Raw genomic sequence first — 13,917 nt, 5'->3', positions numbered from 1 at the left:
TATTTCGTCCGAAGTTAAGTAGATATAGCCGGATGGTCGCTCTCGCGCGTACGCTTACCAAGCAAGCGCTCGGCTAAGAATCGCGGGAGGTCCGGTGGGCACGGCCGTGCTGGTCATGGAGATGCAGAGGGGCGTCGTCGGCGATCTCACGAGATTTCCGGACCTGGTGGATGCGTGCCGCCGCCACGACGTGATCGCCAACACCGCCACCCTGCTCCAGGCGGCCAGGGCGGCCGGGATGCCGGTGATCCACTGCACCGCCGCCTTCCGCCCCGACCGGGCCGGCTCCCACACGGGCAACTGCCCGTTCATCGTCGCCCTGCTCAAGGACCCCGCCCACATGCTCGACGGCACCCCGCCCGTGGACGTGCTGCCCGAGCTGCGCGAGGAGGGGGACCTGGAGAGCCGGCGGCATCACGGCTTCTCCCCGTTCACCGGCACCGCGCTCGACACCCTGCTCCGCTCGCTCGGCGTCTCGGCCGTGGTGGCGGCCGGCGTCTCGCTCAACCTCGGCATCCCCGGGCTGGCACTGGAGGCCGTCAACCTCGGCTACCGGGTCACGGTGGTCACCGACGCGGTCGCGGGCATCCCGGAGGACTACGCGCAGGCCGTGCTGAAGCACACGGTCAGCCTGCTCGCCACCCGCGCCACCACCGCGAACCTCGTCGAGGAGTGGAAGGCCGGAGGCGGCCGGTGATGGACGGGATGCGGCTCGACGGGCGGACGGCCGTGGTGACCGGGGGAGCGGGCGGGATCGGCTCGGCCATCGCCGCCGACCTGGCCTCGCTCGGCGCACGGGTGATCGTCGCCGATGTGGACCTGCAGGGCGCGGAGAAGGTGGCGGCCGGCCTCGCGGGCGCGTCGGCGCTGGCCGTCGACCTCGCCTCGCCCCCGTCGATCGAGGGCTTCACCGCCGTCGCCGGGCAGGTCGACATCCTCGTGCACAACGCCGGCGTCTCCATCGTGGAGCAGTTCACCGAAGGCGACCCGGCCGGCTGGGACCTCATGTGGCAGGTGAACCTGCGCGGGCCGATGCTGCTCACCAAGCTGCTGCTGCCCGGCATGCTGGCCGGGGAGTGGGGGCGGCTGGTGTTCGTCTCCTCCGACGGCGCCAGGGCAGGCTCCGGCGGTGAGGCCGCCTACGCGGCCACCAAGTCGGGGCTGTTCGGCCTGGCGAAGACGCTCGCCCGGGAGGTCGCCAGGGCGAACGTCACCGCCAACGTGGTCTGCCCGGGCCCCACCGACACGCCGATGCTGCGCCGCGTCGGCGCCGACCGGCCAGGCCTGGTCGAGAAGATCGCCCGCGGCATCCCGCTGCGCCGCCTCGGCACCCCCGCCGACGTGGCCGGACTCGTCGCCTACCTGTGCACGGATCGCGCCGCCTATCTCACCGGGCAGACCCTGTCGGTGAGCGGCGGCGTGACCATGCACTGAGATGCGCTGACACCCATGCGATCACAGCGACTCGTAGACCGCCTGCGTCAGGTGATAGGCACGCATGCTGCCGGAGACGGCGTCGGCCATCTTGTTCATCACGTAGCCGACGGCCAGGCCGTGCTCGGGGTCGCCCAGGCCGAGGAACCCGCCCATCCCGCTGTGGCCGAACGCGCTCGGGGACGGCGACAGGAACGTCATCGCGGGGCGCATGTAGCCCAGGCCGAACGAGCTGTCCACGTACAGCACCCGGTCGGGGCCCGTCACCCGGGGGCGGACGGCCTCGCGCAGCGTCTCCGGGCGCAGCAGCTCGCCGGCGACCAGCGAGCGGTAGAAGCCGGCGAGGCCGGCGGCCGAGGTGACGACGCCGGCGGCCGGCCAGCCCGCGCGCAGGACGACCGGGTTGTTGGCGCCGCCTTCCAGGAGCTGCATGCTCGGGTTGCCCAGAGCGCGGTTCATCAGGCTCCGGGGGTCGCGCGCGGCGGCGGCCATCCGGGTGAACACGTCGGCGTCGTCCGGCGGGCCGGCGGTCGCCGCGGGCTCCGGGACGGCGGTGACCGGGCCGGAGCGGCGGTCGGGGCCCTTGAGCCGGGCGGCGCGGTCGATCACGAAGTCCGGAGCGCCCACCCACAGGTCCAGCCCCAGCGGGCCGGCGATCTCCGCCGCCACCAGGTCGCCGACGGACTTGCCGGTCACCCGTCGGACCACCTCACCCACGAGGAATCCGTACGTCAGCGCGTGATAGCCGTGCGCCGACCCCGGCTCCCAGCTCGGCGCCTGGGCCGCGAGCCGGGCCGCGATGGCCGGCTGGTCCTCGAACTCCGCCACCGGCACCGGCTCGTCGATCGTCGGCAGCCCGGCCTGGTGGGTGAGCAGGTGCTCGACCGTGATCGACGCCTTGCCCTCGGCCGCGAACTCCGGCCAGACGTCCGCCACCGGCGCCGACACGTCCACCAGCCCCCGCTCGGCGAGCTGGAGCAGGACGGTCGCGGTGATCGCCTTGGTGCAGGAGTAGGCGAACGCCGGGGTGTCGTGCTCCCAGCGGCGCCCGGTGTGCCGGTCGGCGACCCCGTCCCACAGGTCCACGACGAGCTCGCCGCCGTAGTAGACCGCGAACGCGGCGCCCAGCTCCAGGTCTTCGGTGAAGTGCCGCTGGAAAACCTCGCGCACGCGGGAGAAGCGGGGATCGCAGTGCATCGGACCTCCGGGAGGGGAAGGGAGTGCTTACGTGGTCTCCGAGCCTAACAATTGGGGTCGTTTCGGCCCAGAAGACCAGCGGGGGACGCTGAACCTGCTCACCCCGCCGGTCGTGCTGCAGGCGCTCGCGAGCGCCATCGAGGGGCGGGTGCTCAGCCTCGCCATGCCGATCAGGGGCGCCACCTCGTCCCCGGCCCCCACGACCGTGCCGCATCTGAAGGGCCGCCCGCTGCCGCAGCACTTCATGTCCGTCGACGGCGGGGACTACGCGGCCGGGGCCAGGCCGGTGGGCGCGGGCCTGCGGGTGGCCGACGACGCGCTGATCGTCACCCACCACGGCACGACCACGCACATGGACGCGCTGTGCCACATGTGGTCGGGCGACGAGCTCTACAACGCCCACCCGGCCACCCGGGTGCGCTCCTACGGCGCGGGCCGCTGCGGCATCGAGCAGGTGGGCGGGGTGGTGGCCCGTGGCGTGCTCTTCGACGTGCCCCGCCATCTCGGTCTGGAGCACCTGCCCGCCGAGTTCCGCATCCCGGCGGAGCTGTTGGCGGAGATGGGGCCGGAGCCCGCGCCGGGGGACGTGGCCATCGTGCGCACCGGCTGGCCCGCGGTCTGGCGGCGTTCGCCGGAGGAGTACTGGTCCGGGCAGCCGGGCCTGTCGGCGGGCGCGGGACGCTGGCTGGCAGCGCGTGACGTGGCGGTGGTGGCCGCCGACAACGCCGCGATCGGCGGGCTCGACGACCGGCAGCTCGCCACGGAGTCGCTGGAGGACGACCTGCACCTCGTCCTGCTGCACCGGCACGGCATCCACCTGATCGAGATGCTCTGGCTCGACGAGCTGAGCGCCTCCGGCCGCACGGACTTCCTGTTCGTCGTCGCGCCTCTCAGGATCGAGGGCGGCACCGGGAGTCCGGTGAACCCGCTGGTCATCCTCTGACCCCCCTATCGATTGTCACGATTTGTGTTGATAGCATCACATACTGTGACTACTTCGAGACGCGTAGAAATCGGCTGGCCCAGCCTGGGCATGGCCGTCACCGCTGAGCTGGACGAGCGCAACGCCGCTCTGGCACAGAGCCTGTGGGACGCGCTGCCGTACCGCAGTCTCCAGGGCCACGCCCTCGTGGCGGGCCACCACCTCTACCACGTCGCTCCCGTTCACGACCTGCTCCACCGTCCGGCCACCTACGCGGTGGACCGCCGCACCGTGCCCGACGGCACGATCTTCGCCTCCCGCCTTCAACACCTCGGCATCAAGTACGGCGAGCTGACCGAGCCCATGCCCGCCACCCCGATCGGCCAGGTGGTCCCGGACGACCTCGACACGCTGGGGGAGGTGGGCCGCGAAGTCTGGGAGGCGGTCTACCGGACCAAGAAGCCCGTCGTCGCCGAGGTCAAACGCGCGGGAGAGGTCAGCGGTCACCGCATGTCGCGCCTGACCGTCGCGAACCCGGAAGTCGACGCCCTGATCGCCGACCTGCACGAGGAGACGGAGCGGATCTGGCTGGAGCCGCCAGAGGAGCTGGTCGACCTGCACGAAGGCCGCATCCCGTCCTGCGCGGGCAGCTACGAGACCGTCCTGACGACGCTGCTGTTCGTCAACGGCGAGACCCGCCCGCTCGGCTACGCCTGCTACGGCGGCCTGATCCGGGCCGCCCACGAGGACATGCCGCTGGACTCGCTGCGCCAGATGGCCCGCGTCCTGGCCAGGACGCCCGCCGAGTTCCTCGGCTACTGCGGCCTGCAGAAGCTGTGGGCCTACACCGAACGGCTGCTCGACAGCCTCGACCGCATCGAGGACCGCGACGACTTCGTCGCCCTCATGGCGCACATGGCGCTCTACGTCAACTGCCTCGGCGGCTGGAACCTGCACCTGTTCCCCTGGCAGGTGGGCGACCACCTCCGGCGCGTGCGAGCGTTCTCGTGAGGGGACAGGCACGGGTCGTGGTCATCGGCGGCGGGGTGATCGGCCTGTCGATCGCCTTCCACCTGGCCGAGGCCGGCGTCGACACCGTGCTGCTCGAACGCGCCACGCTCGGCTCCGGGGCGTCGCGGGCCACGGCCGACGTGGTCCGCGCCTACTTCGCCGGCAACCCGGTGAGCTCGGCCATGGCCGTCCGGAGCCTGAAGGCCTACCACGCCTTCCCCGAACGGCCAGGCGCCGAGCTGCCGCTGCACCGGGTCGGCTACCTCGTGCTGTTCACCGAGCAGGAACAGGTGGCGGCGTTCGAGGCCGACCTGCCCGCGCAGCTCGCCGCCGGGGTGCGGGTCGAGCTGATCGACGCGCGGGAGGCCAGGCGGCTCAACCCGCTCGTCGGCGGCGACCTGCCGCTGCTGGCCGCCGCCTGGTCACCGCAGGCGTACGTCTCCGACACCGCCGCGATCGTCGGCGGCTACGCGGAGGCGGCCAGGAGGGCCGGTGTGCGACTGCGCACCGGCTGCCCGGTCACCGCCGTCGACGCGGGCGGCGGCCGGGTGGAGACCGCCGACGGCGTGATCACGGCCGACGCCGTGGTCTGCGCCGCCGGCGCCTGGTCCGCGCCCCTGGCCCGCTCGGCGGGGGTGGACCTGCCACTCACCGAGCCGGTCGTCCAGGAGCTGCTCGTCACCGACCCGCTGCCGCCCATGCCCGGCATCCCGGTCACCCTGCACGCGGCCAGCGGCCTGCTGGTGCGGATGCGCGGCGACCGGCTGCTGATCGGCATGGGCTATCCGGGTCCCGACAGGGACGCCTGGCGCGCCGAGGTGGCCGCCCAGCTCGCGGTCACGTACCCGAGCCTGGCGGGGGCCGGGCTGCACACGGCGTGCACCGGCACCCGCGACGCCAGCCCCGACCGCACCGCGTTCATCGGGCACCGGCCGGGGCCGCCCGCCTTCCTGTACGCGGCCGGGTTCTCCGGGCACGGCCTGTGCAACGCGCCGGCGGCCGGCGAGCTGGTCCGTGACCTCTACCTGGGCCAGGATCCGTGGCTCGACGTCGCCACGCTGGCCGCGACACCGGAACGGGTGGGATGAGCCATGAAATGCCGGCACGCGGAATTCACGCTCGATCCTGCCACCAGCGACGTGCACGCCGACAACAACCGGCTGCGGGAGCTGGGGCCGCTGGTCCCGGTGGAGATCGAGGGGGTGCGCGCGTGGGCGGCGACCCGCTACGCCACGCTCGCCGCCGTCCTCGCCCACCCGGACCTGTCCAGGGACGTGCGTCACTGGGATCCGGACGGACGGGCCGCCGTCTCGGCGGCCACCGCCGTCGGCAAGATCACCTCGGACACGTCCATGCTGAACTCCGAAGGCGAGGCGCACCGGCGGCTGCGCACCCCGCTGACCAAGGCGTTCACCGCCCGCCGCGTGCGGGAGCTGCGCCCGCGGGTCGCGCGGATGGCCGCCGACGTCGTCGACCGGCTCGCGGAACTGCCGCCGGGACCGGTCGACCTCAGGCAGCATTTCGCCTACCCGCTGCCGCGCGACGTCATCTCCGAGCTCATGGGCATCCCGGAGGCCATGCGCGAGCAGCTGCACGACCTCACCGACGTGGCCGCCAGGGTAGGCGACGGCCCCGACGACGTCAGCGCCTCCCGGACCGCCCTGTACGAGCTGCTCGACAAGGTCATCGAGGTACGGCGCGGCACCCCGGGAGACGACCTGATCAGCGACCTGATCGCGGTCCGCGAGCAGGACGGCGAGCGGCTCAGCAGGTCCGAGCTCCTCGACACGATCGAGCTGCTGTTCATCGCCGGGCACGTGACGACGGTCAACCTCCTCACCAACGCCGCCCGTGCCATGCTGACGCGGCCCGACCAGCTCGCGCTCGTGCTGCGCGGGGAGCGGCCGTGGAGCGCGGTGGTCGAGGAGACGCTCCGCTGGGACTCGCCCGTCGCGCACTTCCCGATGCGCTATGCCGTACGGGACCTGGAGATCGACGGGGTCCGGCTGCGCAAGGGCGAGGCGGTCGTGGCCTGCTTCGCCTCGGCCGGGCGTGACCCTGACCAGTACGGCGAGCGGGCCGGCCGCTTCGACGTGGCCGCCCCGCAGCCCGGGCACCTGTCGTTCGGCCACGGCACGCACTTCTGCCTGGGCGCGCCGCTGGCCAGACTGGAAGGAGAGGTGGCCCTGGCCGCGCTGTTCGAGGCCTATCCGGGGATGACGCTCGCCGGCCCGGACAGCGGGACGCGCCCACTCGGCACGGTCCTGGGCAACAGCACCAGGAGCCTGCCGGTGCTGCTCGGTGAGAGGTCGGGATGAGCTTCGGCCAGGCCATCGTCGACGGACTGCGCGCCGCGGGCCCGCGCGAGGTGCTCGCGCGCGGCCCGCGGCGGCTCACCGGCGACGAGCTGCTCGCCATGGTGTCGGGCGCCGCGGGCGAGCTGGAGGCCCGCGGCGTGCGGCCCGGCGACGCCATCGCCTGCCTGAACGGCCGGGGGCTGGAGTCCGTCGCCGGCCGGCTCGTGGCGTTCGCCCTGGGCTGCCCCGCCATCCAGGTGCTGCCCGGACTTCCGGTGGAGGTCGCGGCCGGGGCCATGCGCGCGCTCGGCGCCACGGCCCTGCTGTACGAGCCGGACCGCCAGGAGGAGGCCGAGCTGCTGCTCGCCGCCTGCCCGGTGCCCGTCCACGGCCCGTTCGGCCGCATGCTCGCCACGCCGGGCGCGCGGCCGGTGACCCTGCCGGTGACGCGGCCTGACGAGCTGTCGTCGGTGACCTTCACCGGCGGCACCACGGGAGAGCGCAAGGCCGTCGCCTACAGCCACCGGACGGAGACGGCACACTTCGCGGCGGCGCTCGCGATGCTGGGATCCGGGCCGTGGCGCCTCATGGTGTGGCCGGGCCACCACCTGCCCGGCCTGATGGCGCAGTGGACGCTCGCCACCGCGGGCACCGCGGTGCTGGCCGACGACGGCGAGGACGGGTGGGAGGTGATCGCCAGGGAGCGGGTGACACACGTGCTCGCCGGTCCGCCGTTCGGCTTCTACACCCTGACCCGGCGGCTGCCGGCCGAGCCCGCCCGCGTGCCCCTCCTGCTGTACGGCGGCGCGGCGGCGGTCCCGGCCCGCACCTGGGAGGCGGCTCAGCGGCTCGGGCCGGCCCTCATGCAGTCCTACGGGCTGACCGAGGCCGGGTTCGTCACCGCCCTCCCGCCAGCCGACCACGCCTACCCCGGCCTGCTCGCCTCCGTCGGGCGTGCCGTGCCCGGCGTCGAGCTGGAGGTCCGCGACGAGGATGGCGCCGCGGTGCCGGTCGGCGAGGTCGGTGAGGTGTGGGTACGCTCGCCGCAGGTCATGACCGGGTACGTGAACGATCCGCGGCGCACCGCCGAGGCCCTGCGGGGCGGCTGGGTGCGCACCGGAGACCTGGGCCGGCTCGACGGCGGCTACCTGTTCCTCGTCGACCGCGTGGAGAACCGGCTGCCGCCCGGCGTCCACGCCTACCCGATCGAGCACGTGCTCACCAGCCATCCGGCCGTGGCCGACGCGGCGGTCATCGCGCTGCGCGGCCCGGACGGGCATGCGGTGACGGGTGCGGTGGTTCAGATGAACGAGCTCGACACGGACACCGACACGGACACCGACACGGACGCCGACACGGACACGGTCACCGGCACCGGCCGGGACGCGCTCGGCCCGGACGCGTCGCGGTCCCGGAGCGTGGTGGAGGCCGCGCTGCGTGAGCTGGTCCGGCGCTCGCTCGGCCCGTCCTGCGAGCCCGGGCACCTGTGGCTGGTCGACGAGCTGCCACGCACCACCGCCGGCAAGCCGGACAAGGCCGCGCTGCTCGCGCGCTTCCAGCCCCTCGCGGAGGAGCGGGCGGCCAGCGCCCCGAACAGCGCAGGCGCGGCCGGCCGCGCCCCGAACGGCGGGGACGCGGCCGGCCGCGTGTGAGGGAGGGCGGCTCGCGAGCCGCCCTCCCTCGTGCCCGCCGGCCAGCGGGGTTCCGCGCCTCCCGGAACCCTCGCCGGTCGCCCGGTGCGGGCTAGCTTCCCGGCTTCTCGGCCTGCTCCTCCTTGGCCCTGCTGACCGTCTCCCGGACCGCCGAGACGACCGAGCCCAGCACGGCCCGCTGCTCCAGCGTGTCCGCCAGGGTGTCGGCCAGCCTGCCGCCGAGCCGCTCGTCGCCGCGCCTGGTGAGGGTCCTGGCCACGCGGGTCACCTCCTCGGTGAGGCGGATGTGCCCGAAGGTCTCGGCGGCGGCGTTCATGTCGTCGTACGCCATGGTCAGCATCCGCTCGGCGACGTCCGGCTGCGGGTTCGTCACGGCGAACCTGCGGTCCTCTCCCTGGCCTTCCAGCACCCTGCCGGGCACCGCCGTCACCCGGGCCACGCAGGCCGCCGCGTGCCTGGCGACCGCCAGGTCGGGCTGCCGTTCGGTGACCTCGCGCAGGGCGTCCATCGCGCCGTCCATGACGCGGCTGCCGCCGAAGGCCAGCACCCGGCCGACCTCGTCGGTGAACATGTCGTCGGCCGCCCGCTCGTGCTCCCGCGAGAGCGGACGGGTGACGCGCAGGCCCAGCGGCGCCGAAAGCACGTCACCGCTGTCGGTGCGCACGGCGGCGTAGGCCAGGTAGGAGCCGGGCTCGTCGATCAGCCAGCCGGTCCGGCCCGCCGACAGGAACAGCGGCGCGTACAGCGACTCGCCGGGCTGCAGCACGTGCGGATCCGGAGCGGTGCACGTCTGCGCGTACGGAATCCACTGGTGCGCCTCGTGACCCTCACGCCGGACCACGACGCCGAGCCTGTCGCTGCGCAGGATGTTGCGGTCCACGACGAGCGGGACGGCGGACACGTTCTTGAGCTTGAGCTCGGCGGTGACCGGCTCCAGCATCTCGTAGCGGGCGCTGGTGCGGTTGAGCCGCAGCGTCAGCTGCAGCAGCCCGCCGGTGCTCGCCCGTGCCTGCTCGAAGCCGTGGTGGTCGAACCAGGGCGCGTTGCCGTGCTGCACGAACCGGGCGGGCGCGTGCCGCAGGAAGACCAGCTCGCTCTCGCTGAAGAGGTAGTAGAAGTCGGAGAAGAACGCCTGGGGGCCGCCCGCCACCACGAACGGGTAGTTCATCGGGCTGCGCGCCTCCGGCTCGTCGGCCTGCGACGGGAGCCACGGTGTGCCGAACGGCGCACCGAGCGACTTCTGCCAGGAGTGCGCGAGGTTGAAGGTGTGCCCGATCTCGTGCAGGGCCGTCCAGAACCTCATCCGCTGCACGGCCGCCAGCGCGTCCGGGTCGCCGGGAGGCGGATCGGAGATGAAGGAGTTCAGGAAGATCGCGCATCCCTGGCGCTGGGCGGTGCCGATGTCGTCGAACATGATGCCGCCGAGGCCGTGACCCGACTCGTGCCGGCCGGCGAAGAGCGTCCAGATCTGCCACTGCGGGACGTCGGCCCACTTGGTCCAGTGCCTCTGCATGGCGTCGTGCATCTCGAGGTCGGACCAGAGCGCGTCGTTCATGGCCTCGCTGATGTCGATCTGGTCGCCGCCGCCGGTGTTGGCCATCCGGATGCCCTGGCGGGAGTAGGCGCTCTCCACGGTCAGCGTGAGAGCGGGCAGGTCAACCGGCCGGTTGGGGTGCGAGTGCAGGGGATACGAGGTGACGAGCGAGGCGTCGCTGGCGCAGTCGAACTCGATGCCCACGGTGCGGAAGTGCGAGTCGCGGTAGCCGTACAGGCGCGTCGAGGGCGGTGCCCCGCCGCCCGTGAAGCGCACTCGGGCGACGCGGCCGCCGGGCAGCGCGCCGAGCAGCCGCGCGGAGATGTGGGTGTGCGACAGCAGCGACGGCGGGCCGTCCCGGTAGGTGATCATGCCGTTGTAGGTGTGGGCGGCCGCGTCGTAGGTCACCCTGGCGATCCAGGTCAGCCGCCCGACGAACAGCTTGAAGATCGTCCCGCTGATCGTCATGGTGGGCGCCAGCCCGTCCACGTCGACGCGCAGCTCCTCGATCGTGATCGCGGCGGGCGCCGCCTGCTCCGCCTCCACCTGCACGTCCGGAGCGTCCTGCCCGTCCGACATGTGCGGCACCGGCACCGGCCTGCGCAGGTAGACGCCGCTGCGCCGGATGCGCGGGAGCAGGTCGGCGCCCGCCTCCTCGGCGACCTCGTCCAGGCGCCTTACCATCTCCTCCCGCTCTTCCTGCTTGGTCATCGCGCTCTGTGTTGCACGCTTGTCCGTGGCAGCCACTGTGGCCTCCTCAGCCTGAGTCCGGCTCCCTCCAGGCGGTGCTCAAAGGTGACGCAGCGGGGTGTCGTCCGCGCCGATGCGCAGCCCGGCAGCCGCTCGGGAGACCCGCACGACCGGCGCCGTCGAGGAGTCGGCCACCACCGACACCGGTCCGCCCGCTTCCGGGGCGCGTACCTGGATCCGGTGCGCGCCGGGCGCGACCTCCACCGTGAACGTGTGCGCCGATCCGATCTGTGTCCGCGTCCGCACGCCGGCCTGGTCGAAGACGACCTCCCCGTCCAGCAGGACCGTCACCCGTTCGCCGGAGAACCCCTCCTGCAGCGCGATCGTCAGGCTCGGCATGGGCCCACCTCCTGGAGCTTTCGCCTCACGCTAGAACGGGGAGAGCTCCCAGGGCCCCAGGGGAGGAATCAGGGATAACCCTGGGTGGCGCTGCCGGCCCGGAGCCGGGCGCAGGGGTGGTCACCGCCCGCCCCGGTCAGCCGCCGGGGTAGCCGCCGCCGCCGTGGGCGGCGTCCAGGGCGTCGTAGTCGGGGCTGAAGCCGCGCTTGGGGATCGCGTCCACGAAGGTCACGTGCTTCGGCTTCTTGTACGACGCGAGCCTGGCCTTGACGTGGTCGACGAGGTCGTCGGCGGTGGCTTCGGCGCCGGGGGCGAGCGCCACCAGGGCCTTGACCGCCTGGCGCCACGTGGGGTCGGGGACGCCGATCACGGCGGCGTCGGCGACGGCCGGGTGGGTCTTGAGCGCGCGTTCGACCTCCGCCGGGTAGATGTTCTCGGCCCCGGACTTGATCATGCGGAGGCCGGGGCCGACGAAGGTGATGGTGCCGTCGGGTTCGCGGCGGCCGAGGTCGCCGGTGTGGTGCCAGCCGTAAGCCGACTTAACAGCATTTAAGTCAGGTCGGGCGAAATATCCGGAGAAGAGGGTTTTGCCGCGGGCGCAGATCTCGCCCACCTCGCCGGGCGGCACCTCGGTCCCCTCCGGGGCGAGGATGCGCACCTGGACCAGCGGGGAAGGACGCCCGGCGAAACCCGCCGCGCCCGGAGCCAGCCCCAGGAAGGTCAGCATGCCGCCCACCTCGGTCTGGCCGTACCCGCCCATCTTGGAACGGCACCACGGAGAGTCGTCCACCGTGATCATCTCGTCCCACTCCTTGGAGTGGGAGACGAACCTCAGCGACGACAGGTCGTACTTGCCCCCGGCGTTCGCCGCCGCCACCGCGTCGATCATCTGGCCGAACAGGAACGCCTGCGTGACCCGCTCGGCGTCGATCAGGCGGCACACCTCCTCGGCGTCGAAGGCCGGGGTGAAGACGTTCGTGCCGCCGATCTGGAAGGTCGCCAGGCAGAACATCATCGTGCCGACGTGGAACAGGGGGCCGTTGTCGAGGAAGGTGAAGCCGGGCTCCATCTGGCGCACGACCAGCAGCGACGTGCTGTGGGCCAGCAGCGCGGCGCTGCTGAGCAGGGCGGCGTTGGGGCGGCCGTCGAACGCGGCCGTGTAGAGCGCCAGGGTGGGCTCGGCGTCGTCCACCTGCGGGAAGTCCCTCACCGTCCCGCCGGCGACGAGCGCCTCGTAGCCGGCTCCCGCCTGAACCCACAGCGCCGTACCGGCACCTGACGTGGCGGGGGGAGTCGTCAGGCCGGCGTGCAGTGCGGAGGTGGTGTCCGAGGGCTCCCAGACGACGACGGCCGGGGTGAGATCGTCGAGGACGAAGCGGAGTTCGTCCTCGGACTGGCGCCAGTTGGCCGGGCACAGGACGGCGCCCAGGCGGGAGCAGGCCAGCAGGAGTTCGAGGACGGCGTGGGAGTTCTGGCCGAGCCAGAGGACGCGGGCGCCCGGTGTGACGCCGCGGGTGGACAGGGCGTCCGCCAGGCGGGTGACCCGGGTGTCGAGGTCGGGGTAGGTGAGCCGTACGTCGCCGTCCACGACGGCCGTGACCTGGGGGCGGCTGCGGGCGTGTTCGGCGAGGACGTCTGAGAGGGACAGGCTGTGGAGCATCTCGCCTCCAAGGGCCGTACAGCGGGAATGTCAGGCAAAAGCGGGCATGACCTCGGCGGCGAAGAAGCGCATGACCTTCTTCATCTCCTCCAGCGGCATCGGCCTGGTGCTGCCGAAGTCGCACAGCAGGTTGGCGAACCCGGCGTCGCGCAGCAGCGTGATCTGGTCGATGACCCGCGCCGGATCCCCGATGACCTCGAGCTGCTCCCAGCGGAAGTCCGCCGAGACGGTGCCGCCCTTGAGGTAGCGGTCCTGGTAGTACTCGAAGCCCTGGGCGGCCCGGCCGGTCTTGGGGTCGATGGGCGCGCTGCGCTCGTTGAAGATGCGCGACCGGTCGAACGCCGCCTCGAACCTGGCCTGGTCCGCACGGGCCTCCGCCACGGTGGGCGCCACGTAGACGCTGCGCGCCACCACGAGCTCCGCGCCCGGCGGGTGCCCGGCGGCCGCCGCCGTCTCCTGCCAGGTCCGCGCCGCCTGGACGACCTTGCGGAAGGTCGCCGCCGGGTCGGCGAGGATGGGCAGCCCGCGCTCGGCGTACAGCGTGACGGTCTCGGGGGAGACGGCCGCCACGTGGATGGGCGGGTGCGGGGCCTGCACGGGCCGGGGCGCGAGCGACACCTCCGCGCCGGTCCGGTAGAACTTCCCCTCGTGCTGGTACGTCTCCCGCGTCCACAGCCCGAGGATGACCTCCAGGGCCTCGTTGCACCGGTCGCGCGCCTCGGCCAGGTCGATGCCGAACCCCTCGAACTCGAAGCTCTGATAACCGCGCCCGATCCCCAGGTCGAGCCGCCCGCCGGAGAGCACGTCGACCAGCGCGGCCTCCTCGGCGACGTGGATCGGATCGTGCAGGGGGAGCACCACGATGCCGGTGCCGAGGCGGATCCGCGAGGTGCGGGCGGCGGCGTGGGCCAGCATGGTGAAGAGGTTGGGCACCACGCCGTAGTCGCGGAAGTGGTGCTCGGCCAGCCGCACGCCGTCGAAGCCCAGCTCCTCCGCCAGCTCGATGAGCTCCAGGTGATAGTCGTAGACGTCCTTGAAGCTCTGACCGTCGAACCGGTGGAACAGGTGGAAGGTGGAGAACTTCATGCGGCGGCCTCTCAGCGGAAGAACCAAGCGCTCGC

12 protein-coding genes are annotated in these 13,917 nt (G+C 72.9%); 7 read left to right on the top strand and 5 right to left on the bottom strand.

The window, feature by feature from the left end:
- Window positions 1-94 precede the first annotated feature (94 nt).
- A complete protein-coding gene (locus V5E28_RS28990; protein WP_336211373.1) occupies window positions 95-697 on the top strand; it encodes an isochorismatase family cysteine hydrolase in 603 nt (200 codons plus the stop codon).
- Window positions 697-1,434 (top strand): SDR family NAD(P)-dependent oxidoreductase, encoded by a 738-nt coding sequence (locus V5E28_RS28985; RefSeq protein ID WP_336211371.1) that lies wholly within the window; start codon window positions 697-699, stop codon window positions 1,432-1,434. Before V5E28_RS28990 ends, V5E28_RS28985 begins: the two co-directional genes overlap by 1 nt.
- A 21-nt stretch (window positions 1,435-1,455) precedes the next feature.
- On the opposite strand, the gene V5E28_RS28980 is transcribed toward V5E28_RS28985, so the two are convergent.
- Window positions 1,456-2,631: a serine hydrolase domain-containing protein gene (locus V5E28_RS28980; protein WP_336211369.1), complete on the bottom strand. Its 1,176-nt coding sequence runs from the start codon at window positions 2,629-2,631 to the stop codon at window positions 1,456-1,458.
- A 31-nt stretch (window positions 2,632-2,662) separates the two neighbouring features.
- On the opposite strand from V5E28_RS28980, the gene V5E28_RS28975 reads away from it, so the two are divergent.
- Genes V5E28_RS28975 through V5E28_RS28955 form a run of 5 tightly spaced genes read left to right on the top strand, consistent with a single transcriptional unit; the run spans window position 2,663 to window position 8,513 of the window.
- Window positions 2,663-3,574, top strand: coding sequence for a cyclase family protein (locus tag V5E28_RS28975; protein WP_336211368.1), 912 nt, complete (start codon window positions 2,663-2,665; stop codon window positions 3,572-3,574).
- 45 nt (window positions 3,575-3,619) lie between these two features.
- On the top strand, window positions 3,620-4,564 hold the full coding sequence (locus V5E28_RS28970; RefSeq protein ID WP_336211366.1) for a hypothetical protein: 945 nt from the start codon (window positions 3,620-3,622) through the stop codon (window positions 4,562-4,564).
- A complete protein-coding gene (locus V5E28_RS28965) occupies window positions 4,561-5,652 on the top strand; it encodes an NAD(P)/FAD-dependent oxidoreductase (protein WP_336211365.1) in 1,092 nt (363 codons plus the stop codon). The genes V5E28_RS28970 and V5E28_RS28965 overlap by 4 nt, the downstream gene beginning before the upstream one ends.
- Before the next feature lie 3 nt (window positions 5,653-5,655).
- Window positions 5,656-6,882, top strand: a complete 1,227-nt coding sequence (locus V5E28_RS28960; protein ID WP_336211363.1) for a cytochrome P450 family protein — start codon at window positions 5,656-5,658, stop codon at window positions 6,880-6,882.
- Window positions 6,879-8,513: a class I adenylate-forming enzyme family protein gene (locus V5E28_RS28955; RefSeq protein ID WP_336211360.1), complete on the top strand. Its 1,635-nt coding sequence runs from the start codon at window positions 6,879-6,881 to the stop codon at window positions 8,511-8,513. Before V5E28_RS28960 ends, V5E28_RS28955 begins: the two co-directional genes overlap by 4 nt.
- Before the next feature lie 91 nt (window positions 8,514-8,604).
- Here V5E28_RS28955 and V5E28_RS28950 read toward each other — a convergent pair whose 3' ends face one another.
- The 4 genes from V5E28_RS28950 to V5E28_RS28935 all read right to left on the bottom strand — a co-directional run bounded on the left by V5E28_RS28950 (window position 8,605) and on the right by V5E28_RS28935 (window position 13,882).
- Window positions 8,605-10,758, bottom strand: a complete 2,154-nt coding sequence (locus tag V5E28_RS28950; protein ID WP_336211359.1) for a hypothetical protein — start codon at window positions 10,756-10,758, stop codon at window positions 8,605-8,607.
- A 78-nt stretch (window positions 10,759-10,836) separates the two neighbouring features.
- Window positions 10,837-11,136, bottom strand: a complete 300-nt coding sequence (locus V5E28_RS28945) for a hypothetical protein (RefSeq protein WP_336211358.1) — start codon at window positions 11,134-11,136, stop codon at window positions 10,837-10,839.
- 136 nt (window positions 11,137-11,272) lie between these two features.
- Complete coding sequence (locus V5E28_RS28940; protein WP_336211356.1) at window positions 11,273-12,796, bottom strand: AMP-binding protein; 1,524 nt, start codon at window positions 12,794-12,796, stop codon at window positions 11,273-11,275.
- Between the two features lie 30 nt (window positions 12,797-12,826).
- Window positions 12,827-13,882, bottom strand: coding sequence for an LLM class flavin-dependent oxidoreductase (locus tag V5E28_RS28935; protein WP_336211354.1), 1,056 nt, complete (start codon window positions 13,880-13,882; stop codon window positions 12,827-12,829).
- Between the last annotated feature and the right edge of the window lie 35 nt (window positions 13,883-13,917).

Origin of the sequence: Nonomuraea sp. LPB2021202275-12-8, assembly GCF_037044575.1 — a bacterium.
GTDB lineage: Bacteria > Actinomycetota > Actinomycetes > Streptosporangiales > Streptosporangiaceae > Nonomuraea.
The sequence above is the reverse complement of the archived record's forward strand: the minus strand, read 5'-3'. Positions and strand labels throughout refer to the sequence as shown.